Source organism: Streptobacillus canis (genome assembly GCF_009733925.1).
Lineage (GTDB): Bacteria > Fusobacteriota > Fusobacteriia > Fusobacteriales > Leptotrichiaceae > Streptobacillus > Streptobacillus canis.
Map to the genome: position 1 here is coordinate 15,108 of NZ_WOEI01000016.1, position 23,483 is coordinate 38,590.

Consider the following 23,483-nt stretch of genomic DNA (forward strand, 5'->3'; position numbering starts at 1 on the left):
CTCCTATTTTATAGCTTGAGAACCACCAACAATTTCTGATAGTTCTTGAGTTATTAGACTTTGTCTAATTCTATTGTATTCTAAAGTTAATTTATTAATAATTTCTGTTGCACTATCACTTGCATTTTTCATAGCAGACATTCTTGCTGAATGTTCACTAGCTGAATTTTCAAGTAAAGCTTGATATAGCTTATTATTTAAAAGTTTAGGTAAGAATTCAACTAATACTTGATTTTCATCAGGTTCAAATATATATGTCTTATCCTTAACATTTTCACTTTCTTTAGATATTTTTAATCCTGTGGGTCTAGAGAATGGTAATATTCTTTCCTCTACTAGATTGTAAGTAATAACAGATACAAATTTTGAATATATTAAATATACTTCATCGTATCTATCTGATAAGTAGAAATCAACTATATCTTCACTCAGTATTTTAGACTTTTGGAACATAGTTTCTGGGATTAATTGTATGTATTCAGCATCAACATTAACATTTCTAGTTTTACAATAATCTCTTGCTTTTCTACCTATAGTAATTACAGAAACATTTTTCCCTTCTTTAGTAAATTTCTTTATCATTCTTTCCATTTTCTTTAATGCATTAGAGTTAAATGATCCACATAAACCTCTATCTGAAGTCATTACAACTATTCCAACATTTTTAACTTCTTTTTTACCTTCAAATAGCATATTATGTCTATTACCCATATGATTAAGTAAATTATACAAAGCATATTCAAGAGACTTTTCATATTCTCTAGTTTTAAAAGTTAGTACTTGAAATTTTTTAAACTTAGTTGAAGAAACAATATTCATAGCACTTGTTATTTGTTTTGAGTTATTAATGCTATTAATTCTAGCTTTAATTTCTTTCATATTAGATGCCATATGTTTCTCCTTTCATTAATGTACATAATCTTTTTTAAATGATTTAATAAAGTCTTCTAATTCTTCTTCTATTTCTTTAGTTATAGTTTTTTCTTTAGCTATTTGTTTTAAAATATCTGAAGTAGAATACATACTTTGTAATAATTCTTCTTCAAAGTTTCTTACATCTTCTACATCTATATCATCAACATAACCATTAGTTACTGCATAGAATGAAACAACTTGTTCTTCAACTGGCATAGGAGAATATTGTTTTTGTTTTAATATTTCCATTATTCTTTCCCCACGATTTAATTGATCACGTGTTGCCTTATCTAAATCCGATCCAAATTGTGCAAATGCTAATAACTCTGTATATTGTGCAAGTTCCATTTTAACTCTACTTGCAACTTGTTTCATAGCTTTTATTTGAGCAGAACCTCCAACCCTTGATACTGAGAACCCTGCATTAATGGCAGGTCTAAATCCAGAGTTAAATAAATCTGTTTCTAAGAATATTTGTCCATCTGTAATTGAAATTACATTTGTAGGTATATATGCTGAGATATCTCCTGCTTGTGTTTCTATAATTGGAAGTGCTGTAATAGAACCTCCTCCTAACTCATCTGAAAGTTTTGCTGCTCTTTCAAGTAATCTTGAATGTAAGTAGAAAACATCTCCAGGATAAGCTTCACGTCCAGGTGGTCTCTTTAATAGTAATGACATTTCTCTATAAGACACAGCATGTTTAGATAAATCGTCATAAATTATTAATACATGTTTTCCTTCTTCCATAAAATACTCAGCCATTGCAACTCCTGCATATGGTGCTAAATATTGAAGTGGTGCAGGTTCACTAGCTGTGGCTGCAACTATAGTTGTATATTCCATAGCTCCTGCTTCTTCTAATTTTCTTTGTATAGATGCAACTGTAGATCTTTTTTGACCTATAGCAACATAAATACAATATATCCCTGTTTCTTTTTGATTAATAATAGTATCTATAGCTATTGCTGTTTTACCCGTTTGTCTATCTCCTATTATTAACTCCCTTTGTCCTCTTCCTATTGGTATCATACCATCTATAGCTTTAATACCTGTTTGTAGTGGTTCAGTTACTGGTTTTCTGTCTATAATCCCTGAAGCTATTCTTTCAACTTGCATATATTTAGATGCTACTATCATACCTTTACCATCTATTGGCTCACCTAAAGCATTAACTACTCTTCCAAGTAATGCTTCTCCAGCAGGTACTTCTGTAATTCTTCCAGTTCCTTTAACTACATCTCCTTCTTTAATACCTCTAGTATCTCCAAGAATAACGGCACCAACAGAATTTTCTTCTAAGTTAAGTACCATACCTGTAGCTCCATTAGGAAATTCTAAAAGTTCTCCAGCCATAGCATCATCTAATCCATAGATTCTTGCAATTCCATCTCCAACTTCTACTACAGTTCCAACACTAGAAACATCAATTTTCATTTTATAATTTTCTATTTCTTGTCTAATTATATTACTAATCTCTTCTGGTTTGATTTTCAAAAAAAACACCTCCTCAATTTAACGTCTTAATTCTTTAATTTGAGTTTTAATCGAACCATCAATTACTTCATCATTTATTTTAATAATTCCTCCACCTATTAACTCTTTATCGACTTTAAAATGAATAACTACTTTTTTTTGTTTCATGTCTTCTAATTTCTTTTTAAGTCTTTCTTTTTGTTCAGGTGATAATTCTTTAGGAAATATAGCTGTAACTATTAATTTATTATGAGCATCATAGTAAATTTTACTATATTGTTCATTTATTTCTTTAATATGTAGCAATCTATCTTTTTCTATTAAATAATCTAAAATATCTAACGGTTCATTTTTAATATTCTTATATATTCTATTAATTAATACTTTTTTATCTTCTTTATCAATTATTGGATAACTAAGGAATTTTTTAAAGTCTTCATCATACTCTAGATGTTCTAGTATTACATTTAACATTTCAAAAACTTCAAATACTTCATCTTTTTCTTTTGCAATTTGATAAATTGCTTCAGCATATCTCCTTGATACAGAAATATTATCCATATTATTCACCTACTTCATTGATGAATTTATCAATACTCTTATCAATAATTTCTGGATTTGTTTCTATATTCTCTTTAATAATTTTTTCAGCAAGATCTGTAGCCATTTGACTCATTTCTTTTTGTAATTGTTCTTTAATATTTTCTCTTAATTTTAACACATCTGCTTCAGCACGCATTATCATTCTATCACGTGTAAGAGTTGCATTATCAATTATTTGTTCTTTTCTTTCATCAGCTTGTCTTTCGGCTTTAATGATAATATCATTAGCACGTCTTTTAGCTTCTTTTCTTAATTTTTCATAATTTTGTTTTTGTTCTTCTAATTTTTCTCTCTCTTCTTTTACTAATTCAAGTTCTTTTAAAGCTATTTTCTTTCTATCTTCTATTACTTTTCCTATTTTTTGGTAGAAATATTTATGGAAAACATATACTAAAATGAAGAAATTTATTATTTGAACTATCATCAGTATATCAATAGTAATTAAATTGTTATTTTGTTCCATCACTTTCCACCTTTATTATCCTTTTATTAAAGCTAAGATTAGTGCTATGATTAAAGCAAAGATCCCTGTAGACTCTGTAATCGCACACCCTATGAATAATGTTGCCATTACATCATTTTTTGCTTCTGGTTGTCTTGCTACAGCTTCTACTGCTGCTGCAGTTGCTAGTCCTTGTCCAAGTCCTGCTCCTATCCCTCCACATGCTGCTATTCCAGCTCCTAATAACGCTGCTGCTTTGATTATTGATGCATCCATTTTTTATATCCTCCTATTATTATTCTTCTTCCTCTTCTTCCCCTATTAACATCTGCTTAATATATACAGATGATAATACAGTAAATACAAATGCCTGTAAGATTCCTATAAAGAAATCTAAATAAACTTGTAATACATTTGGCCATCCAACTGCAAAACTGAAACTTCCCTTAAATACATTATGTGTTAAAGTTGGGAATATATCTTGCACAGTTAGTCCATATACTAATGCCATAATTACTAGTCCTGCAAACATATTTCCAAAAAGTCTCATTGAGATGTTTATTGGTTTTGCAAACTCTCCAATTATATTTATTGGTAACATGAACACGAATGGTTGTGAAAGTTCTTTTATAAATCCTAAAACTCCCATTCTATAAATAGCTGCTCCAATAAATATCACAAAAACTACTACTGCTAATCCTACTGTTGTATTCATATCAGCTGTTGCAGTTCTAAAGAAAGGTTTAATTAGTAAACCATGTTCTGTTCTTTTCCACATTATTACAAATGGAAATAAAAACATTGATACATTAAGTAATAATATCATAGAAAATAAAGCTGAGAAGAATCCAGCAAATTTTTCTTTATATTTTCCTAATCCTTCCAAGAAATTATTGTTAATAAAATTATAATATTCCTCAAGGACTAATTGGAAAAAACCAGGATTTTCTACACTAATTTTTCTAGTTCCTAAAATTAATATTAGGATAATTACTATCATTATTGCCCATGTATTCATAATAGTCTGATTAATATTCAATACATATTTACCTATTGGAATAGTAAAGAATATTTCAGGAGGTTCTATTATTGCATGTGGTTTTTCAAACACTACTGGAAATACTGTTGAGATAACCGCAAGAAATAAATTGACTACAACAAGCATTAATAATAATATTCCTACCCATTTTAATAAATTATTCTTCTTTGACAAATGTATCAACTCCTTTCTTTAAATTTAAAATTTCAAAAAATTTATACCTTGTAGCATTAGTCTAAATGATAAAAATCCAAAACCACATGAAAGTATTGGATATACTGGATCTACATTAAAAAATCTAATACTTATCTTATATACAAAATAAAGAGCCAATATATATATACCGTACCTTTTCGTAGAGTCGATAAACATTGTGGCCCTATTTCCTTTTAAATATACTATTTTATGTACTGTATAAAGTAACATTAAATTTGATATTATAGATATAAATATTCCAAAAGATAAAGATAATACTACTATATTCATTTTTACTAAACCTAGTATAAAAGTTATGATTGAAACTATAGATAATACTTTAATTATTCTTTTTATATTTTCATCAATATCTCTAAACATAGTACTACTCCTTAAATCTTACTTATATTTCATAATACCACTTTGATTTATCTAAGTCAATATTTTTTTGATTTACTTTTTATACTTTTTTTACTTAAAATTTAACAAAATATAAAAAGCATATATAAAAATATATGCTTTTATTTCTATCCGTTTATTATATTTAATGAAACAAATCCTCCAAGAGCTTTAAAACATTTCATATAATCAACTTTATCTAAATTTAAACCTAGAATTTGTTCTTTTTTTGCTTCTAAACTTAAGAATACAAGTTTATCATTTAATCCAGTAGTTGGATTAATATTATCTAGTATTCCATCAAATATTATTTTATCTAACATATTTTTATCGTTTCTAAATACTAAATCTATTACACCTAACACTGTTCCATATATTAATTCTGAATAAGCATCTTTTAAACCTTTGTCACTAATATATGTTCTCGTATAATCTTTCTTTGTAGCTACATATGTAACATTTTTTAAAGTTGGAATAACATCACTATTAGGTAAAATATAATTAATAGTTAATGTTTTACCTGTCTCATTATATATTACTTCAAAATCCCATCCCATATCTATAGGGTAATCAATATTATCTAATAATAATTCAAAATATTTTTCTATTCCTTCTTTTTCACCATTAATAAATTTTTGATTTAATGTTTCTAAATCATTATTATATTTTACTCTATCTTCTTCAAACTCTACTTTTTTTCTTTCCCAGTTTTGAACTTCTTTATTCTAGTTTTCTAATAATTTTTCATTTCTTTGTTTGATCACTGAAACAGAGCTTTCCCATCTTTTTAGACTTTCTTCATATTCTGCCTTATTTTTCGTTTCAAAAGATGAAAATAGTTTACCTATAAAGCTAGATTGATATTCTGGTTTAGGTGGAATTAATTCTAATATTGGTTCAATTGGTTTTTCAATATTAAAATCTACATCATTAGTGTCTGTCAAAATATTTACATCATTTTCAAGCTCTAATTCAGCATGTATTCTCATCAATCTTTCTCTTAATTCTATTGCTTCATTTTTTTCAACTTCTGCTGCACCCTTAAAATTATTAATTTGTTGTTTTTGAGCAGCTTTTTGCATTGCTTTCATTTCTCTCTTTTGTTTTTTTTCCATTCTTTTACTTTCCCTTTGAATGGTTCAATCCTTTGAACATCTCTTATCATTCCAAAAATTCCACTACTTCTTGCCATTACTCCTCCTTATTTTTTAGGAAACCAGGGTAATACCCTATTTACTTTATTCATATACTCCAAATACTCTGCTCCAAATTTTTCCAATAACCATTTTTCTTCAGTATTTTTAACTAGTACTGTTAAAAAAACATAGAAAATAACAAGAAATATCAATAATATATAATTATTAAGCCACATGAATACTGTAGTAAATATAAATAAAAATGCTGAATATATTGGATTCCTTACTATTGAATAGATTCCATTTGTAAGTAGAACTTCTCTTGATATCTTTTCAGTAATCTTTTGTACTAATACTGCATATACCCATAATATTATACCACTAATTATGAAAAAAATACCTAAAATATTAAAAAATATTTTTTCCATACCCATATTACCATAAGTTATATAACCAAAAACTTTAAATATGATCATAAACAAAGTAACAATAAAACAAAAAATTACATAAAATGGTCCTATTCCAAATATTGGTAATTTCATATTTATCACCTCAAAAAAAAGTGTAAGAACATGTCTTACACTTTATATATTATTCAAAATGTGTTTCTTTTTTTAGTGTAGGGAACATAATAACATCTCTTATAGATGATGAGTTAGTAAGTAACATTACTAATCTGTCTATTCCTATTCCTAATCCTCCAGCAGGTGGCATTCCATATTCTAATGCTCTGATGTAGTCAAGATCCATTTCTGTAGCCTCATCATCACCATTTTCTTTTGCTCTAACTTGGTCTTCGAATCTTTCTTTTTGATCTTTAGGATCATTTAATTCTGAATAAGCATTTCCATATTCTCTTCCAGTAATGAATAATTCAAATCTATCAACCCATTCAGTTTCACCTTTAGAGTTTTTAGAAAGAGGTGAAATTTCTTTTGGATAATCTGTTACAAATGTTGGATTAACTATAGTATGCTCAACTTTTTCTTCAAAAAGTAAGTTTAAAATACCAAATTTAGTATATGTTTTATCTTTATCTAAATGTATACCTAATCCTTTTGCAAATTCTATTGCAGATTCATCTGTAGTATTTTCGTCCATAACAAATCCTGTATGCTCTTTAACTATTTCTCTCATAGTTACTCTTCTCCAAGGTTTTGCCATGTTTATCATTTTATCTTCATAAGGTATTTCATATGTTCCATATAAATGATATGTTAATGAAGAAATTAAATCTTCAGTAATATTCATCATATCATTGAAATCTCCATATGCTTGGTATAATTCCATCATAGTAAATTCAGGATTATGTTTAATAGATACCCCTTCATTTCTAAAGTTTCTATTGATTTCAAATACTTTTTCAAATCCTCCAACTAATAATCTCTTTAAGTATAATTCTGGAGCTATTCTTAAATACATATCCATATCTAAAGCGTTATGGTGTGTTGCAAATGGCCTAGCATTTGCCCCTCCTAAAATTGGGTGTAACATAGGAGTTTCAACTTCAGTAAATCCTTTTTTCTCTAAATATGTTCTAAAATATCTAATAATTTCAAATCTTTTTTTCATTGTATCCATTACTTCAGGATTCATAACTAAATCCACATATCTTTGTCTATAACGCATTTCAATGTTTTGAAGTCCTGAGAACTTATCTGGTAATGGTCTAATATTTTTAGATAAAATTTCTAAGTGTGTTGCCTTGATTGTTAATTCTCCTGTTTGAGTACGGAATAATTTACCTACTACTCCAACAAAATCTCCAGTTGCAAGTCTTTTGAATGTTTCGTATTCTTCTTCACCTATTTCATCTTTTTTAGCATATATTTGAATTTTTCCAGTTGGATCTTGTATATGTGCAAATCCATTTTTCCCTATTCTTCTATATGATACTATTCTTCCTGCAGTTTGAAATTCTTTTTCTGAAGTTTCATCAAAAGTTAATATAGTTCCAACTTCGTCTTTTTTATCGAAGTGTCTACCATATGGCTCTATTCCTAAAGCTTTTAATTCTTCAACTTTTCTATATTTTTCTTTCATTACAAAGGTTTCATTTACTGCATGTTCTTTATTTTCCATTTAGACTTCCTCCTATAAGTTTATTTTAACTTCATAACTTGAAATTAAATTTTCTACATCTCTATCATTATATATATTATACATTAATTTTATATTATTATCTACTTTAATAATACTTTTTGTTAAAATATATACTTGCATTTCTAAAGTATTCATTTTAATTATAGATTTCGTTAATCTACCTTCTACATATTTATGTAGGTATTCTATTCCCCCTTTTTTCTCTAATAATATTTCTTTATCATTAAAGGTCCAAATATAACTTTCCCCATTATATACATAACTTAATTTATTTTCTGTATATTTATAATTTACATTTTTAATTGTCATAACTTCATTTGTAAAGTTATCTTTTATTTCTATATACATAATATATCCTAATCTTCATCATCAAATAAATCATCAAGGAAAGTATCTATATCCTCATCATCTTCATCTGAATAATCATTTAGTAATTCCATATCATCTTCAATGAAATTATCTTCAACTAGGCCGTTATCATCATTGAATGAAGAATCAAAATCACTATATTCATTTTCTTCATACCATTCAAATCCTTTTTCATCCATTTTATATGATTCTTCTTGATAATTATCAAGTATACTTTCTTCTTCATCTTCATCTTCTACTAAAATTAATTCATCATCTTCATAAAAGAATACTTTCTTTATTCCATATTCATTCTCACAAATTAAGTATTCAACACCTGCATATGGAAATTCTCCAACACATGTAAAATACTCAATACTATCATTTACATCAAACTCAAATTCGTCACCTATCGTGTACATTCAAACTCCTCCTATTTATGATACTTTATATTATTTTCTATACAAATACTTCTATAAATTTGCTCTATAAGTATTAGTCTCATTAATTGATGTGGAAATGTCATTTTAGAAAAACTTAACTTATAGTCTGCTAATGCTCTAACTTCTTCATTAAAGCCATTAGACCCACCTATAATAAAATTAATTTCACTATAGTTTAATTTTAAATTAGTTATTTTTTCTGCTAATTTTTCACTAGATATATTTTCACCCTTAATATCTAATAGTATATTATACCCTGAATTTTTATTTATGGTATCAACAATTAATTTTGATTCTTTACTTATTGCTAAACTAATATTACTATCTGCTTCTTCTTTAAGTTCAATTATGTTTAATTTAATATATTTTGATAGTCTTTTTGAGAATTCATCAATACCATCAATTATGTATTTTTCCTTTATTTTACCAACACAAATTATATTAACTTTCAACATTATAATTCCCCCTCAACTAAAGTTATATATCATATCTTAGGCAAAATGTCAAGTTATTTTACACGTCCAAACATTTTGTCTAAATCATATTTAGAAATTTTTGATATTATTGGTCTTCCATGAGGGCATGTATACTTACCAACTTCATGTAATCTTCTAACCATATTTTGCATTTCATTCATTGTTAATTTTTGTCCTGCTTTTATTGCTCCTCGACAAGACATTGAGATTATTATTTTTTCTCTAATATCCCCAACCTTATTCTTATTCTTTAAATCATTTAAAATATTATCTAATATATTTGTTATACTTTCTCTAAAATTAAAATTAGGTACTGCTCTAAGAGCAATTTGATTATTTGATATTTCATCTATTTCAAATCCTAATTTTTCAAATACTTCAATATTATTAAATATGATATCTTTATCAATAGGAGTAATATCTATTACTTCAGGTAGTAATAGTATCTGTGAACTAATTTCTTTTTTTTCAAAACTTGACATTAATTCTTCATAAAGCAATCTTTCATGTATAATATGTTGATCATATATTTCAAGATTATCATCTCTATTTACTAATATATATGTATCAAAAATTTGTCCTAAAACTTCATAATATTTTTCTTCTCCTTCTTTTTTTTCAAAGAAAGGTTTTAAATACTCATTTTTAGGTTTTTCTTCAATAATTTTTTCTTCATCTTCTTCATAAAATGGATTTTCATATATTAATTTTGTTTCTTTTACTTCCATTTCTTTATTGTCTTTAAATATTGGTACAAAAGGTTTACTCTCAACTTCTTCTTTTGTAAATAGATTTAAAGGAATATATTCTGACTCTATTTTATCTTTTTGTTCTTCTTCAACTTTTGGTTTTAAAGTTGGTTGCCAAGCTCTTCTATCAAATTCATAGAAGAAATCTTCTATTGATTTTTTTATATCATTATATACTATTTTTTCATCAGAAAATTTTATCATTTTCTTACTTGGATGTACATTCACATCTACTTCATGTGGATTTACATTATACATTAATATTACGAATGGATATTTCCCTTTCATAAGTTTAGTATAGTATGCGTCTATTACTGCTCTATCAAGTAAATTAGATTTAACATATCTACCATTAACATAAGTGTATATATATTCTTTTGAAGATCTTAAAATTTCAACATTTCCTAAATATCCATATTCAAATTTTTCTAGATTTTTAAGAACATTTTTACCAAATAATTCAAAAATCGTACTTTCCATACCATTTCCAGTAGTTTTTAATGTAACTTTCCCTTCTATATATAGGGTAATCGAAACATTTGGATTTGCTAAAGCTTCCTTTAAAACTATATCCTTAATTTTATTATATTCTGTACTTTCTTTTCTTAAAAACTTCTTTCTTGCTGGAGTATTGTAGAATAAATCTCTAATTTCTATTTCTGTACCTGTAGTTCTACTAATACTTTCATATTTTCTAACAACACCAGCATATGCATTTATTATTGTACCTAGTTTTTCATCTTTAGTTTTACTACTCATAGATAATTTTGAAACTGCTGCAATTGAAGCTAAGGCCTCTCCTCTAAAACCGTATGTTCTTAAATTAAAGATATCTTCTTTAGTTGAAATTTTAGATGTTGCATGTCTTTCTATACTAAGTAATACATCCTCTTTACTCATACCTTTTCCATTATCAGCTATCTTTACATATGTTCCGCCATTTAATACTTCTATTTGTATAGATGTTGAATTTGCATCTAAAGAATTTTCAAGTAATTCTTTAATCATACTTGCTGGATTCTCTACTACTTCTCCAGCTGCTATAATGTTTGAGATACTATCATCTAATATTTTAATAATAGCCATATTTATCACTTCTTTCATAGTAATTGTTTTAATAAATAATACCATAAATAATGGAAATAATAAAGTCAATTTTTTTATACTCGACAAATACATCTAATCAGTTATATTATATATCTAATTAGATGTATTAATAGGAGGAATTATTATGAAAAATATTTTATTTATCAATTGTTCATTAAGAAAGGAATCATAAATTATGCAAAAAGTAAATTTGAAGGAAAAGGATACAAATCTGAACAAGTAGATTATTTAGATGTTCCTTTTTATACTGAAGATATTGAGTTCCCTACTCCCGAATCAATAAATAGAATAAGAGAACAATTTAAAAATGCTGATATGATATTTATCGCAACAACTGAATATAACGGAAGTATACCAGGAGTATTTAAAAATTTACTAGATTGGATTTCTCGTCGGTACCTTCGGTGCTCCAGAATTTGTGAAAGGTAAAATGGTCATTATTTCAGGAGCTGCAGGTGCTCACATGCAAAATTAGTATTAAATGATTTAAATGGACTTCTATCACGTATGGGCTTAAAAGTTTTTGAAGAAAAAATTGGTCTTACTTTAGGAGAAGCTTTTGTAACTCGTAAATTCATACTTTCAGAGGAACAAATGGGTAAAATAAATAAAGTTGTAGAAAAATTCTAAATTGATTTTTTTAGAAAATATTGTTATAATGAAAAAGCGAGGATATTCGGAATAGTGATAACATTTTTTTGGGCTTTACTTTTTGGATAAGGGGCTGTCCCTGTTAATGTATGCTTAAGGAAATCACGATCTGACATAGAGCTTTTACGGATCTTATAATACTATAATATATGGCTACCACGTTTTATTTTTAAGGCGACCAATCCACATCACTCCGGTATCTTGGCACCTATTGGAATTACATTGTAATTCCTTTTTTTTACAAAAAAAGACGTAGAATTACCTACGCCCTCTTAATAAATATATTGTTAAATTTAGTAATGCGCTTGTCACAACTGTTGGCATATAATTAAAATACATTGCATAAGTTCTATCTTTATAAGGTATGATAAATAACATAATTACAGCAACCATATTAATAATTAATGGTGGTAAATACAATTTTTTTGTTACCCTATTCATTAGAAATGTTACAAGTAACGATCCTAATATATATAACTTACTATAATACAACCATAATAAAACTATCATTATCCTTTAACTGCTCCCATAGTAACACCTTGAGTAAAGTAGCTTTGGAACATTAGGAATACTATTATCATAGGCATAGATGCAAGTGCTGCCCCTGCCATTAATAATCCATAGTTTAATGAGAACTCTGCTTGTTGAGCCATTGATGCAACTCCTAAAGGTAAAGTTTTCATAACTTCACTATTAGTGAATATTAATTGAGAGAAATAGTCATTCCAGCTTGCAATAAATGTAAATATTGCTAAAGCCCCAACTCCTGGTTTAACTATAGGTAAAACTATAGATAAGAATGTTCTAAACTCTCCACAACCATCAATCTTAGCAGATTCAAGTAATTCATTTGGAACTGAGTGAGAAAATTGTTTCATTAAGAATACTCCAAATGGCCATCCTACTGCTGGTAAGATTAATGCTTGATATGTATCTATCCATCCTAATTCAGTAATGAATTTTAATAATGGAATTAAGATTACTTGTTTTGGTAATGCCATAGCGGCAACGAATACTATAAATATTATATTTACTCCTGGGAAATCTTTCTTAGCTAATGCATATCCAGCAAGAGTTGCAGTAATACAAACTAAAATTGTAGTCATAGTTGAAACAAATACTGAGTTGAAAAACCATCTTGCAGTATTATCAACTAATAATTGTTTATAATTTGCAAGTGTTGGTGATACTGGTATCCATTGTGGTGGTATACTAATTGCAACGTCTTGTAATTTGAAAGATCCTGTTAATATCCAATAAAATGGAAATAAAAAGAATAAAGCAAATACAATTAAAATTATTATTGATATTACACCTAAAGGTGTTGTTTTTTTAACTTCCATACTTTCTCCTAACCTAATTAATCTACATCGTGTGATAAGAATTTAAATTGTAATACTGAAATTATACCAATTATAATTGCAAGTAATACTCCCATCGCTGATGAAACTCCAAATCTAGTTTCAACTATTGCTTTTTGATACACTAAATACATTATTGTTGATGTTGAATAATTTGGTCCACCTGCTGTTAATAACTGTATTAAAGCAAATATTTGGAAACTGTTAATTGTTGTAACAACAACTATGTATAAAGTTGTTGGCTTAATCATTGGCCAAATAATCTTTCTAAAACATTGTGAATCTGTAGCTCCATCTATTTTTGATGCTTCTATTAAATCTTTAGGAACATTTCCTAAAGCTGCTACATATAGAATTATAGGTTGACCAACACTTGTAGTAATCAGTATCGCTATAATCGCATATATAGCCGTTCTAGGATTACCAAGCCAATCTATTTGGTTACTTGTAATATGTGTACTATTTAAAATATAATTTAAGATTCCATATTTTGGATGATAAATCCAATTCCATACAACAGTAACTGATACTACTGATGATATAGCTGGTATATAAAATATACCTCTAAAAATCGATCTTACTAATGCACTTTTTTCATAAATATTTATTGCAACAAATATTGAAAAAGCTACTACTATAGGTACTGCAATCATAGTAATTAAAACAGTATTTGCTGTTGATTTTATGAATATACTATCACTAAATAAATCTATATAATGTTTTAATCCAACAAATGATGTATTACGTCCTCTAAATCTAAATAAAGATAAATTAATTCCTTTAGCCATTGGGTATAATACAAATGTTGTAAAGAATACCATTACTGGTAAAATAAATAAATATGCACTATAATCTATTTTTTTAAAGTTTATTTTTTTAATAGAATTAAACATCTATTGCACCTCTCCTTATATAGAAAGGGGTAGAGAGTTCTACCCCTTCTATTATTTATTACTATTTTGCGTCTTCAATTGTTTTGTTAGCATCAGCAGCAAATTTATCTAATGCTTCTTTAGCTCCAACTTGTCCATTTAATACTGATTGAACCATGTTGAACCATAATGGTCTCATTTGAGCATATCCATCTATAGTGTTGTAGTAAGCACCAAAGTTTGCACTTTGTTCTTCTAAGAATTTAGATTCAGCGTCATCACCATAGATTCCACCTTTACCAACTGGTGAGAAGTTTCTAGTTGCTTTAAGAGCTCTTTCTCCCCATACTGGGTCGTTAGCTATAAAGTCAACGAATTTTTTAGCGGCTTCAGCTCTTGCAGGATCTTCATTATCAAATATTGCAGCCCCTGCTAATAAGAATTCAAATTTAGCTTGTCCACTTTCATTAGGGAATGCTACGTAAACTGGATCTAATTTACCAGCTGCGATAGCTTCTTGGTCAGCTTTTCCACCTTTTAATCCTGGTGAATAAAGAATTGTTCCAGCTGCATTTCCACTTCTGAATGCTTCTAAAGCATCTTTAGCTTCTGCAGAAACTCCTTGTCCTAATAATCCTTTATCATATGCTTGTTTAATCCATTCTAAACCTTTAACTCCGTTTTCGTCGTTAATTGTATATTTAGTAACATCTTTATCTGTAATCCAAGAATCGAATAAGTTAGAAACGAATGCTCTTGGTCCTTGGTCTCCAGCTTGAGATTTAGTGTAGAATAAAATTGGATCTATAGAAGAATCTTTTTCTTTAATTGCTGATAATAAAGCTTCAAATTCTGCTACTGTCCAGTTTCTTCCTGGTTTGTTTAATGGTAACATTTCAGTTACACCTAATTTATCTGTAATAACTTTGTTGAACGCCATAACGAATGGAGTTGTTCCTAATGGATATAAGTATAATTTTCCATCAAAGCTTGCAGCTGATAACATAGATGGTGCATATTTAGAAGTATCTGCTCCTTCAAATGGAACTAAGTACCCTTTTTTAGCCCAATCAATAACACGTCCTGGAGCGTCTATAACAACGTCTGGAGTTGATTTAGATTGAATAGCTGTTTCTAATTTTGCTGGTCCATCAGTGAAATCAATTTTTTGATATTCAACTTTGATATCTGGATTTGCTTCTTCGAAAGCTTTAATTAAAGCTGCATCGAATTCTTCAGGTGTTGTAAATTCAGCATCCGCTGTAAAGTTAGGAAATGACCAGTATTTAATTGTTACAGGTCCTTCAGATTTTGCTTCTTCTTTTGCCCCACCACAAGAAAATGCAGTAAGTGCTAATGCAGTTGTAGCTGCTAACATTTTAAAATTTTTGTTCATAATTTCCTCCAATATATAATGTTTTATTTTATTTACAATATTTGTTTATTAATGTTTCAATTTGAGCATTTAATCTCTTAGCTAATTCTATATCTTTTTCTTCAACTATAGGTAACATAGGTCCTCTAGGTTGTCCTGTGTGAACTCCTCTTAAGTGTAGCATATATTTTGCTACTCCATATAATGATGGTCCACTTAATAGTCCTTTGATAACTTCATTTACTTCATTTTGTAATTCTCTTGCTTTATCAAATTCTCTATTTTCCATGTATTCATTTAATTTAATGAATAATTCAGGCATAACTCCATAAGTTCCACCTATACCACCGTCAGCTCCTATCATACGTCCTGCTATGAACTGTTCGTCTGGACCATTGTAAACTATGAAATCTCCTTTTTTAACTTTAGATCCAATATATTTGAATTGTTGTAATTCAAATGTTGATTCTGAAGAACATTTAATTCCTATTACTTTTTCCATTGCAGCCATTTCTTCTAATAAAGAAATTGGTAAGTTAAATCTTGTAGTTTGTGGAATGTGATAAATGATGAATGGTAATTCAGTTGCATCTATCATTGCACTCCAGTGTTCTTTAATTGCTTTAGGTGAGAATCCATAATATACACATGGAATTGATGATACTGCATCAACACCACATTCTTCTGCATGTTTTGCAAGTCTTACAGATTCAGGAGTTGAGTTAGCTCCTATATGAGCAATTATTACTAATTTATCTTTAGCAACTTCCATTACTGCTTCAAGAACAGCTTTTCTTTCTTCTTCACTTTGAAGTACTCCTTCACCAGAAGATCCTCCAACATAAAGCCCTTTTACACCTTTTTCGATGTAATATTTTGTTAATTCTTTTGCTCTTTCTGTTGAGATGTTTCCATTGTCATCATATGTAGAATACATAGCAACAAATACACCTTTAAATTTGTCTAAATTGTAACTCATTTCATTTCCTTTCTAGTTATATAATAAATTCCATATATTCCTGCTGAGTTTTTTAAATTAGCTAGTTTAATATTACTTTTAAACTGCTTACCTATTAATCTTTGCTCTAGTACATTTAATATTTTATCTTCTAAATATTTTCCTTGTGCTGTAATACCACCACCTATCACAATATTATCAGGATTAATCATGTAAATTATATTAAGTAATCCTGTACTTAGATTATATACTAATTTGTCTATAGCCTCAATACATAATTCGTTGCCTTTTTTTGCATTCTCAAATACATACTTCCCATCAACTTTTTGATTTAATCTTTCACTTACATAATTAGTTAAGAATGTTGTTGATGCAAATTCTTGAAAATGTCCATCATTTAAAGGCATGTAACCAATTTCACCAGCAGTCATTGAAGCTCCACTAAATACTTTTCCATCAAGTATTAATGATCCTCCAACTCCTGTCCCTATCGTTAACATAAACATAGATCCTTCATATCCACTTGCTGAATACTCTCCAAATGCAGCTGAATTTACATCATTTTCTACAAATGTTTGAATCCCATATTTTTGTTCTATTATTTCTTTAAATTTTGTACCTGTATATTTAGGTATAGTTGGACCAGCAAATATTACCTCACCAGATTTAGAATTTACTACTCCTGCTGTTGAAATACCTACTGCATCTACATCTTTATTCTCTTCAATTATTCTTAAAACATCTTCTAAGATATAGTTATTATCTTCTGTAACTCTAGTTTCTATTGTTTTAACATCTATATTATTAATATCTTCAACTACTGAATATTTAATATTCGTACCTCCAATATCAAAACACATTATTTTCATTTTAATCCCATACCCTCAACAAATCTAGTTGCTATTTCTAATGGTCTTGTAATTGCTCCACCTACTACTACTGCATGTGCACCAAGTTCTAACATTTTCTTAGCTGCTTCCGGAGTATGTACTCTTCCTTCAGCTATAACTGGAACTTTAACACTTGCTACTAGATCTTCTATTAATTTATAATTAGGTCCTTTATCAGTAGTTTCAGTATATGGTGTGTAACCACTTAAAGTTGTTCCTACCATATCTACACCTGCTTTTTCAGCATTTATTCCTTCTTCTAAATTAGAAATATCTGCCATTAATAAAATATTTGGATATTTTGCTTTAATATCAGCTATAAATTCATTAATTGTTTTTCCATCATATCTTTCTCTTATAGTACAATCTAACGCTATAATATCAGCTCCTGCTTCAACTAGTGCATCTATTTCTGTCATACCAACTGTGATATATTGAGGAAACCCTTCATATTGTTTTTTTATTATTCCTATTATTGGAACATTTACTTCTTTTTTTATCTCTGTAACATCTAAAACTCCGTTAGTTCTAATTCCCTTCGCACCTGCCCTAACTGCAGCTCTTGCCATTAATGGCATCATAGTACCATTTTCAATATATAATGGTTCACCAGGCAGTGCTTGGCAAGATACTATTAATTGTCCTTTTAATTGTTCTAATACTTTGTTACTCACAATTTCCTCCTATTTATTCTTGTTAGCTATAGCCTCAGCCATACCTTGTCTTACTAATTTTGCTTTTTTACTATTTCTTAATGCATATCCTGTTGCTAATACATCTATAATATATAATTGTGATATTTTAGATACTAATGTCCCACCATCAAGTAAATTCTCTTTACCTGAACTTAATATAACTATATCTGCCATTTTAGCAATAGGTGATACTATATAGTTTGTAATTGCAATAATTTTACATCCTCTTTCCTTTGCTATGCTTAATGGATATAGTAAATCTATTGTTTCTCCTGATAAACTTATTACTACTATTACATCTTTATCAGTTGTTGTTGAGGCATACATCACTTGGAAATGTCCATCACTTACACTATGTCCTATTTTCCCAAATCTCATAAACCTATTTTGAAACTCTAATGCAGCAACTCCAGACGCTCCCATTCCAAACACATAAAGTTTTTTAGACTCTTCAATTGCTGTTATTGCTTTTTCTACATCTTCTTTGTTAATTAAAGCCTTAGTATTTTTTATAGTATCTAATATGTTGTATTCTATATTTTCAATATAGTCTTCTTTAGAGTGTTCTTCATCTATTTTAGATATTTCTCTTGCTATTTCTAATTTAAAATCAATAAATCCTTTAAATCCTATTTTTTTAACAAATCTTACTATAGTCGCTTCAGAAACATTGATTCTTTTAGTAATTTCATGTAAAGGCATAAAACAAATTGCATCTTTTTCTTTTATTATGTAATCTGCTACCTTAATTTCTTGCTTACTAAAAGAAGGATAAAATGATTCAATTAACGTTATATATTTCATATTATCTCTCCCACTAATACTTGTGGTGTTCTATGACCCGGTTTCATCTCGCCATTTATTAAATATACCTTATTATCTATTTTTATTAAATTAGAACCACAAGTTGCATTTAATATATTTCCATCTGATAATACTTTAAATGTATTATCTAAGGTATTATATAAATATATTTTTTTATTCCAATTAAATTTTTCTCTTTCTTTAGAGAAATAATCTATTTTAAATTCTATCTCACCTAATCTTTGAACTGCTTCATCGTAAATCTCTTTGTTGCAACCTCCAACAATAATGAAATTTTCTTCATCTAGTTTGCAAGAGGTTGCAGCAGTTAGGCAAGTAGGAGTGTCATACATTTTTTTCCACTCATTTATATTTATATCGTATATATATGAATCTAAACAACAAATATTTGAGGTACCGCCAAACAGATAAAGTTTCCCACCTGAAATGAAATTAACAGATTGTTCTCTAATTTCACCAATAAATTTAGCAAGTTTTTTTACTTCTAAGGAAATCAAATCTAATTCATATACATACTCATTTCCAAAATATATCTTATCTTTATATACTCCTCCAAAACCACCAATTATTTCAAATCCTAAATCTAATATTTCTTTTTCAATAATTGAAGTTCCTTCAAGAGAATATTCATATACTTTTGTATTACCAGCACCTGAAATTAAGTATATCTTATCTTCATAATTTACTACTATAGCTCTATCAGGGGTAATACTACCTTTTTGTTTAGAAACTAAATTAAATTCTAAATCATATAGGTACATATCATCATATAATTTTCTAGTTCCATGTGGTGGTGTTCCATTAGGAAAATTTGATCCACCATACAATAAAATGTATTTATTTATTTTAGAACATAGCATAGAAGTTAGTCCTAATTCATGCCCTATATTTTTCAAAAATTTAAATTCCATCTCTATCACCTAATACATTATACCTCGATTTTTCAAAAAAGCAAAAAAAAATGAAAAAAAATTTCACTTTTATTTTGTTAAAAAATCAAAAAACAATGTATTTACTATACTTTTAGAGAATAAAAAAATGAAAAAATTTTTTAAAAAGTATAAAAATATATTTCATTTAATAGTAAAATAAAAAATACTCGTGCCTCCACGAGTATTTTTCAACTATTATTTAGCATTTTTCATTTTTAAATATTCTTCTCTACCATAGTAAGATTTTAAGTAAATTTCTTTTAATTCAGAAATTAGTGGGTATCTTGGGTTAGCTGGTGTACATTGATCATCGAATGCATCTACTGATAATTCATCAACAGCTTCTAAGAAGTCTTTTTCAGGTATTCCCCAATCTCTTATTGTTTTAGGTATTCCAATTTTTTCTTTAAGATCTTCTACCCCTGCTACTAATGCTTCAACTTTTTCTTCTCTAGTTTGACCTGGTTTAGATAATCCTAAGAAGTCAGCAACTTTTGCATAACGGTTAACTGCATCTGGATATCTATATTGAGGGAATACTCCCATCTTAGTTGGTGCGTCTTCAGCATTGAATCTAATTACTTCTGAAATTACTAATGCATTAGCTATACCATGTGGTACGTGGAATTTTCCTCCTAATTTATGTGCTAATGAGTGGTTAATTCCTAAGAATGCATTTGCAAATGCCATACCTGCAATACATGATGCATTAGCCATTTTTTCTTTAGCTTTAACAGCTTTTGAACCTAAAGCAACTGATTCTGGTAAGTATTTCATAACTAATTTCATTGCTTCTAATGAATATGGTTTAGTATATTCAGTTGCAAGTACTGAAACGTATGATTCGATAGCGTGTGTAAATACGTCTATTCCTGATGCTACTGTTAATCCTTTAGGCATTGTTAACATTAATTCTGGGTCATTAATTGCCACATCTGGAGTTAACTCATAGTCAGCTAATGGATATTTAATTCCAGTTTCATCATCTGTAATTACTGAGAATGGAGTTACTTCTGATCCAGTTCCTGCTGATGTTGCAACAGCTACGAACTTAGCTTTGATACCCATTTTAGGGAATGCAAAGATTCTCTTACGTATATCCATAAATCTCATTGCTAAATCTTTAAATCTAATTTTTGGATATTCATATAATACCCACATAATTTTAGCAGCGTCCATTGCAGATCCTCCACCAAGTGCAATAATTACATCTGGTTGGTATTCTCTCATAGCTTCTGCTCCGGCAATAGTAGAACTTAATGTAGGATCAACACCAACATTAGAGAAAATTCTATAATCTATTCCTATTTTTTCTAATACTTTAGTTACATGGTTAGTGTATCCTAATTCTGCTAAAGTATTATCTGTTACTATAAATGCTTTTTTATGATTATCATCTTTTAATTCTTCTAAAGCTATAGGTAATGAACCATATTTAAAGTAGATTTTTTCTGGCACTTTGAACCATAACATATTTTCCCTTCTTTCTGCTACTGTCTTAACGTTTAATAAATGTTTAACTCCTACATTTTCTGAAACAGAGTTTCCTCCCCATGATCCACAACCAAGTGTTAATGATGGTTCTAATTTAAAGTTAAATACATCTCCTATTGCTCCAAGTGATGCTGGCATATTAACAAGAGTTCTTCCTGTTTTCATTTCTCTACCAAATCTATCAATTTTATCTACTTCTGCTTCGTTAATATAGATACATGAAGTATGTCCTAATCCTCCAAGTTCGATTAACGCTTTAGCTATAGTCATTTGTTCATCAAAGTTTTTAGCTTTATACATAGCTAAGATTGGTGATAATTTTTCATGAGCAAATGCTTCTTTGTCAGAATAATCTTTAACTTCACCAATTAATACTCTTATACTTTCAGGTACTTTTAATCCTGCCATAGTTGCAATAGTGTAAGCACTTTGTCCAACTATATCAGCATTTAAAGAACCTTCTTTAAACATTACATCTCTAACTTTTTGTATTTCGTCTTTTTTAAGAACATAAGCTCCTCTTGCAACGAATTCTTTTTTAATTTCATCATATCTTGATTCAGGTAATACTAACGCTTGTTCTGATGCACATATTACTCCATTATCAAATGTTTTAGATAATAAGATGTAGTTTGCAGTCATTTTAATATCTGCAGTTTCGTCTATAATTACTGGAGTGTTTCCTGCTCCAACCCCTATTGCTGGTGTTCCTGAAGAGTAAGCACTCTTAACCATTCCTGGTCCTCCTGTTGCTAATATTAAGTCAACATTTGCCATTAATTCTCTAGATAATTCCATACTTGGTTCGTCTATCCATGAAATTATATTATCTGGAGCACCATATTTTTTAGCAACTTCTAATGCTAATTTAGCTGCATAAATAGTTGAGTTTTTAGCTCTTGGGTGTGGAGATATAATAATTGCATTTCTAGTTTTTAATGCAAGTAATATTTTAAATACCGCTGTTGATGTAGGGTTAGTTGTAGGTATTACCCCTGCAATAACTCCTATTGGAGTAGCGATTTTCTTAATTCCATAAGATTTATCTTCTTCTAAAATACCACAAGTTTTTTCATCTTTGTACTTGTTGTAGATATATTCTGATGCAAAGTGGTTTTTAATAACCTTATCTTCTATTAATCCCATACCTGTTTCTTCAACAGCCATAGTTGCTAGAATAATTCTTTGATCATTGATTGTTTGAGCAACTTTTCTGAAAATTTTGTCAACTTGCTCTTGCGTAAATGAAGCATATTTTTCTTGTGCTTCTCTAACGTTTTTCATCATCTCTTTTAAACTTTTGATGTCTTTAACTACCATTTTTACCTCCAGTGATTTTTCACTTTAAGCCTTACCGGCTTAATATGTATCATTATACCTCAAAAAGCGAAAAAAATCAAGATATTTATTTCACTTTATTTAAAAAATTGAGTCTAGCAAAATACTAGACCCAAAAACTATTTTTTAATATATGCAATTGCTTCAATTTCAACTAATCCACCTTTTGGTAATTTTCCTACTTCAAAAGCAGATCTTGCTGGGAATGGTTCTTCAAAATATGTTGCATAAACTTCATTTACAGAAACAAAGTCATTAATATCATCTAATAAAACCATTGTTTTAACTACATCTTTTGTAGTTAATCCATTTATTTCTAATATTACTTTTAAATTTTCTAATGATTGTTTAGCTTGTTCAGCTGCTGTAGTTCCTTCTATTACATTTGTTTCAGGGTTAATTCCTAATTGTCCTGAAATGTATAAGAAATCTCCAGCTACATAATATGCAGAATATGGTCCAACTGCGTTAGGTATTTTTTTCATAGTCTCTCCTTTAGTTTAAAAATAGCTTACCGAAGTAAGCTATTTATATATTTTAAATTTATTATTCAGCTATTTCAGCAACTACTCCTGATGCTACTGTTCTTCCACCTTCTCTGATTGAGAATCTTAATCCTGTTTCAATCGCGATTGGGTGAATTAATTCTACTGATACTGAA

29 protein-coding genes are annotated in these 23,483 nt (G+C 28.5%); 2 read left to right on the forward strand and 27 right to left on the reverse strand.

The window, feature by feature from the left end:
* Positions 1 to 3 precede the first annotated feature (3 nt).
* From atpG to mutL, 15 genes are all read right to left on the reverse strand, one after another.
* The gene (atpG, locus tag GM111_RS05050; protein ID WP_156299783.1) at positions 4 to 891 is read right to left on the reverse strand and encodes an ATP synthase F1 subunit gamma; all 888 of its coding nucleotides are present in this window, start codon (positions 889 to 891) and stop codon (positions 4 to 6) included.
* 15 nt (positions 892 to 906) lie between these two features.
* The gene (gene atpA / locus GM111_RS05055) at positions 907 to 2,412 is read right to left on the reverse strand and encodes a F0F1 ATP synthase subunit alpha (RefSeq protein ID WP_156299784.1); all 1,506 of its coding nucleotides are present in this window, start codon (positions 2,410 to 2,412) and stop codon (positions 907 to 909) included.
* A gap of 18 nt (positions 2,413 to 2,430) precedes the next feature.
* The gene (gene atpH / locus GM111_RS05060; protein WP_156299785.1) at positions 2,431 to 2,952 is read right to left on the reverse strand and encodes an ATP synthase F1 subunit delta; all 522 of its coding nucleotides are present in this window, start codon (positions 2,950 to 2,952) and stop codon (positions 2,431 to 2,433) included.
* 1 nt (position 2,953) lies between these two features.
* The gene (gene atpF / locus GM111_RS05065; protein WP_156299786.1) at positions 2,954 to 3,457 is read right to left on the reverse strand and encodes a F0F1 ATP synthase subunit B; all 504 of its coding nucleotides are present in this window, start codon (positions 3,455 to 3,457) and stop codon (positions 2,954 to 2,956) included.
* Positions 3,458 to 3,472: 15 nt separating this feature from the next.
* On the reverse strand, positions 3,473 to 3,712 hold the full coding sequence (gene atpE, locus GM111_RS05070) for an ATP synthase F0 subunit C (protein WP_066901074.1): 240 nt from the start codon (positions 3,710 to 3,712) through the stop codon (positions 3,473 to 3,475).
* 19 nt (positions 3,713 to 3,731) lie between these two features.
* Entirely contained in the window at positions 3,732 to 4,649 is a 918-nt protein-coding gene (atpB, locus tag GM111_RS05075) for a F0F1 ATP synthase subunit A (protein WP_231479773.1), read from the reverse strand.
* Positions 4,650 to 4,673: 24 nt separating this feature from the next.
* On the reverse strand, positions 4,674 to 5,051 hold the full coding sequence (locus tag GM111_RS05080; RefSeq protein ID WP_156299787.1) for a hypothetical protein: 378 nt from the start codon (positions 5,049 to 5,051) through the stop codon (positions 4,674 to 4,676).
* A 146-nt stretch (positions 5,052 to 5,197) separates the two neighbouring features.
* Positions 5,198 to 5,626, reverse strand: a complete 429-nt coding sequence (locus tag GM111_RS05085; RefSeq protein WP_156299788.1) for a hypothetical protein — start codon at positions 5,624 to 5,626, stop codon at positions 5,198 to 5,200.
* Between the two features lie 168 nt (positions 5,627 to 5,794).
* Positions 5,795 to 6,184, reverse strand: a complete 390-nt coding sequence (locus GM111_RS05090; protein ID WP_197034498.1) for a hypothetical protein — start codon at positions 6,182 to 6,184, stop codon at positions 5,795 to 5,797.
* A gap of 86 nt (positions 6,185 to 6,270) precedes the next feature.
* Positions 6,271 to 6,747, reverse strand: a complete 477-nt coding sequence (locus GM111_RS05095; RefSeq protein ID WP_156299790.1) for a methyltransferase family protein — start codon at positions 6,745 to 6,747, stop codon at positions 6,271 to 6,273.
* 49 nt (positions 6,748 to 6,796) lie between these two features.
* Positions 6,797 to 8,287 carry a lysine--tRNA ligase gene (lysS, locus tag GM111_RS05100; protein ID WP_156299791.1) on the reverse strand — a complete coding sequence of 497 codons (1,491 nt, stop codon included), beginning with the start codon at positions 8,285 to 8,287 and terminating at the stop codon, positions 6,797 to 6,799.
* A 12-nt stretch (positions 8,288 to 8,299) separates the two neighbouring features.
* The gene (locus GM111_RS05105; protein ID WP_156299792.1) at positions 8,300 to 8,656 is read right to left on the reverse strand and encodes a hypothetical protein; all 357 of its coding nucleotides are present in this window, start codon (positions 8,654 to 8,656) and stop codon (positions 8,300 to 8,302) included.
* A gap of 8 nt (positions 8,657 to 8,664) precedes the next feature.
* Complete coding sequence (locus GM111_RS05110) at positions 8,665 to 9,078, reverse strand: hypothetical protein (protein WP_156299794.1); 414 nt, start codon at positions 9,076 to 9,078, stop codon at positions 8,665 to 8,667.
* A gap of 11 nt (positions 9,079 to 9,089) precedes the next feature.
* Positions 9,090 to 9,551 (reverse strand): 23S rRNA (pseudouridine(1915)-N(3))-methyltransferase RlmH, encoded by a 462-nt coding sequence (gene rlmH / locus GM111_RS05115; protein ID WP_197034499.1) that lies wholly within the window; start codon positions 9,549 to 9,551, stop codon positions 9,090 to 9,092.
* Positions 9,552 to 9,607: 56 nt separating this feature from the next.
* Positions 9,608 to 11,410, reverse strand: a complete 1,803-nt coding sequence (gene mutL, locus GM111_RS05120) for a DNA mismatch repair endonuclease MutL (RefSeq protein WP_156299798.1) — start codon at positions 11,408 to 11,410, stop codon at positions 9,608 to 9,610.
* Between the two features lie 168 nt (positions 11,411 to 11,578).
* Between mutL and GM111_RS08415 the strand changes: the two genes are divergently transcribed.
* Both GM111_RS08415 and GM111_RS08500 read left to right on the forward strand, forming a co-directional pair.
* A complete protein-coding gene (locus GM111_RS08415) occupies positions 11,579 to 11,860 on the forward strand; it encodes an NADPH-dependent FMN reductase (protein WP_231479774.1) in 282 nt (93 codons plus the stop codon).
* A gap of 78 nt (positions 11,861 to 11,938) precedes the next feature.
* A complete protein-coding gene (locus GM111_RS08500; protein ID WP_269320144.1) occupies positions 11,939 to 12,061 on the forward strand; it encodes a hypothetical protein in 123 nt (40 codons plus the stop codon).
* Positions 12,062 to 12,340: 279 nt separating this feature from the next.
* On the opposite strand, the gene GM111_RS05130 is transcribed toward GM111_RS08500, so the two are convergent.
* The 12 genes from GM111_RS05130 to GM111_RS05185 all read right to left on the reverse strand — a co-directional run.
* Entirely contained in the window at positions 12,341 to 12,592 is a 252-nt protein-coding gene (locus GM111_RS05130) for a hypothetical protein (protein WP_156299799.1), read from the reverse strand.
* Positions 12,592 to 13,425: a carbohydrate ABC transporter permease gene (locus tag GM111_RS05135; protein WP_156299801.1), complete on the reverse strand. Its 834-nt coding sequence runs from the start codon at positions 13,423 to 13,425 to the stop codon at positions 12,592 to 12,594. Before GM111_RS05135 ends, GM111_RS05130 begins: the two co-directional genes overlap by 1 nt.
* A gap of 17 nt (positions 13,426 to 13,442) precedes the next feature.
* Positions 13,443 to 14,336: a carbohydrate ABC transporter permease gene (locus GM111_RS05140; protein ID WP_156299803.1), complete on the reverse strand. Its 894-nt coding sequence runs from the start codon at positions 14,334 to 14,336 to the stop codon at positions 13,443 to 13,445.
* 61 nt (positions 14,337 to 14,397) lie between these two features.
* A complete protein-coding gene (locus GM111_RS05145; protein ID WP_156299804.1) occupies positions 14,398 to 15,711 on the reverse strand; it encodes an ABC transporter substrate-binding protein in 1,314 nt (437 codons plus the stop codon).
* A gap of 28 nt (positions 15,712 to 15,739) precedes the next feature.
* A complete protein-coding gene (locus GM111_RS05150) occupies positions 15,740 to 16,669 on the reverse strand; it encodes a dihydrodipicolinate synthase family protein (RefSeq protein WP_156299806.1) in 930 nt (309 codons plus the stop codon).
* Complete coding sequence (locus tag GM111_RS05155) at positions 16,666 to 17,517, reverse strand: ROK family protein (RefSeq protein ID WP_156299808.1); 852 nt, start codon at positions 17,515 to 17,517, stop codon at positions 16,666 to 16,668. Before GM111_RS05155 ends, GM111_RS05150 begins: the two co-directional genes overlap by 4 nt.
* Complete coding sequence (locus GM111_RS05160) at positions 17,514 to 18,212, reverse strand: N-acetylmannosamine-6-phosphate 2-epimerase (RefSeq protein ID WP_408022636.1); 699 nt, start codon at positions 18,210 to 18,212, stop codon at positions 17,514 to 17,516. Before GM111_RS05160 ends, GM111_RS05155 begins: the two co-directional genes overlap by 4 nt.
* A gap of 9 nt (positions 18,213 to 18,221) precedes the next feature.
* Positions 18,222 to 19,037, reverse strand: a complete 816-nt coding sequence (locus GM111_RS05165; RefSeq protein WP_156299812.1) for a MurR/RpiR family transcriptional regulator — start codon at positions 19,035 to 19,037, stop codon at positions 18,222 to 18,224.
* Complete coding sequence (locus GM111_RS05170; protein WP_156299814.1) at positions 19,034 to 19,969, reverse strand: hypothetical protein; 936 nt, start codon at positions 19,967 to 19,969, stop codon at positions 19,034 to 19,036. Before GM111_RS05170 ends, GM111_RS05165 begins: the two co-directional genes overlap by 4 nt.
* A 216-nt stretch (positions 19,970 to 20,185) precedes the next feature.
* The gene (gene adhE / locus GM111_RS05175) at positions 20,186 to 22,804 is read right to left on the reverse strand and encodes a bifunctional acetaldehyde-CoA/alcohol dehydrogenase (protein ID WP_156299816.1); all 2,619 of its coding nucleotides are present in this window, start codon (positions 22,802 to 22,804) and stop codon (positions 20,186 to 20,188) included.
* 137 nt (positions 22,805 to 22,941) lie between these two features.
* The gene (locus GM111_RS05180) at positions 22,942 to 23,307 is read right to left on the reverse strand and encodes a Rid family detoxifying hydrolase (RefSeq protein ID WP_156299818.1); all 366 of its coding nucleotides are present in this window, start codon (positions 23,305 to 23,307) and stop codon (positions 22,942 to 22,944) included.
* Between the two features lie 61 nt (positions 23,308 to 23,368).
* Positions 23,369 to 23,483, reverse strand: a 115-nt coding sequence (locus GM111_RS05185; protein WP_156299820.1) for an EF-Tu C-terminal domain-related protein, incomplete at its 5' end; no start/stop codon positions are given.

Excerpts from the sequence above, each read along its gene's own strand:
- GM111_RS05155 (WP_156299808.1), bottom strand. The coding sequence starts at position 17,517 with ATGAAAATAATGTGTTTTGATATTGGAGGTACGAATATTAAATATTCA.
- GM111_RS08500 (WP_269320144.1), top strand. The coding sequence starts at position 11,939 with ATGGGCTTAAAAGTTTTTGAAGAAAAAATTGGTCTTACTTTAGGAGAA.
- atpE (WP_066901074.1), bottom strand. The coding sequence starts at position 3,712 with ATGGATGCATCAATAATCAAAGCAGCAGCGTTATTAGGAGCTGGAATA.
- GM111_RS05180 (WP_156299818.1), bottom strand. The coding sequence starts at position 23,307 with ATGAAAAAAATACCTAACGCAGTTGGACCATATTCTGCATATTATGTA.
- mutL (WP_156299798.1), bottom strand. The coding sequence starts at position 11,410 with ATGGCTATTATTAAAATATTAGATGATAGTATCTCAAACATTATAGCA.
- atpG (WP_156299783.1), bottom strand. The coding sequence starts at position 891 with ATGGCATCTAATATGAAAGAAATTAAAGCTAGAATTAATAGCATTAAT.
- GM111_RS05165 (WP_156299812.1), bottom strand. The coding sequence starts at position 19,037 with ATGAAATATATAACGTTAATTGAATCATTTTATCCTTCTTTTAGTAAG.
- GM111_RS05110 (WP_156299794.1), bottom strand. The coding sequence starts at position 9,078 with ATGTACACGATAGGTGACGAATTTGAGTTTGATGTAAATGATAGTATT.
- atpH (WP_156299785.1), bottom strand. The coding sequence starts at position 2,952 with ATGGATAATATTTCTGTATCAAGGAGATATGCTGAAGCAATTTATCAA.
- GM111_RS05095 (WP_156299790.1), bottom strand. The coding sequence starts at position 6,747 with ATGAAATTACCAATATTTGGAATAGGACCATTTTATGTAATTTTTTGT.
- lysS (WP_156299791.1), bottom strand. The coding sequence starts at position 8,287 with ATGGAAAATAAAGAACATGCAGTAAATGAAACCTTTGTAATGAAAGAA.
- GM111_RS05090 (WP_197034498.1), bottom strand. The coding sequence starts at position 6,184 with ATGGAAAAAAAACAAAAGAGAGAAATGAAAGCAATGCAAAAAGCTGCT.
- GM111_RS05105 (WP_156299792.1), bottom strand. The coding sequence starts at position 8,656 with ATGTATATAGAAATAAAAGATAACTTTACAAATGAAGTTATGACAATT.
- GM111_RS05145 (WP_156299804.1), bottom strand. The coding sequence starts at position 15,711 with ATGAACAAAAATTTTAAAATGTTAGCAGCTACAACTGCATTAGCACTT.
- GM111_RS05135 (WP_156299801.1), bottom strand. The coding sequence starts at position 13,425 with ATGGAAGTTAAAAAAACAACACCTTTAGGTGTAATATCAATAATAATT.
- GM111_RS05150 (WP_156299806.1), bottom strand. The coding sequence starts at position 16,669 with ATGAGTTACAATTTAGACAAATTTAAAGGTGTATTTGTTGCTATGTAT.
- atpF (WP_156299786.1), bottom strand. The coding sequence starts at position 3,457 with ATGGAACAAAATAACAATTTAATTACTATTGATATACTGATGATAGTT.
- GM111_RS05080 (WP_156299787.1), bottom strand. The coding sequence starts at position 5,051 with ATGTTTAGAGATATTGATGAAAATATAAAAAGAATAATTAAAGTATTA.
- GM111_RS05130 (WP_156299799.1), bottom strand. The coding sequence starts at position 12,592 with ATGATAGTTTTATTATGGTTGTATTATAGTAAGTTATATATATTAGGA.
- GM111_RS05085 (WP_156299788.1), bottom strand. The coding sequence starts at position 5,626 with ATGGGATGGGATTTTGAAGTAATATATAATGAGACAGGTAAAACATTA.
- GM111_RS05140 (WP_156299803.1), bottom strand. The coding sequence starts at position 14,336 with ATGTTTAATTCTATTAAAAAAATAAACTTTAAAAAAATAGATTATAGT.
- adhE (WP_156299816.1), bottom strand. The coding sequence starts at position 22,804 with ATGGTAGTTAAAGACATCAAAAGTTTAAAAGAGATGATGAAAAACGTT.
- GM111_RS05170 (WP_156299814.1), bottom strand. The coding sequence starts at position 19,969 with ATGGAATTTAAATTTTTGAAAAATATAGGGCATGAATTAGGACTAACT.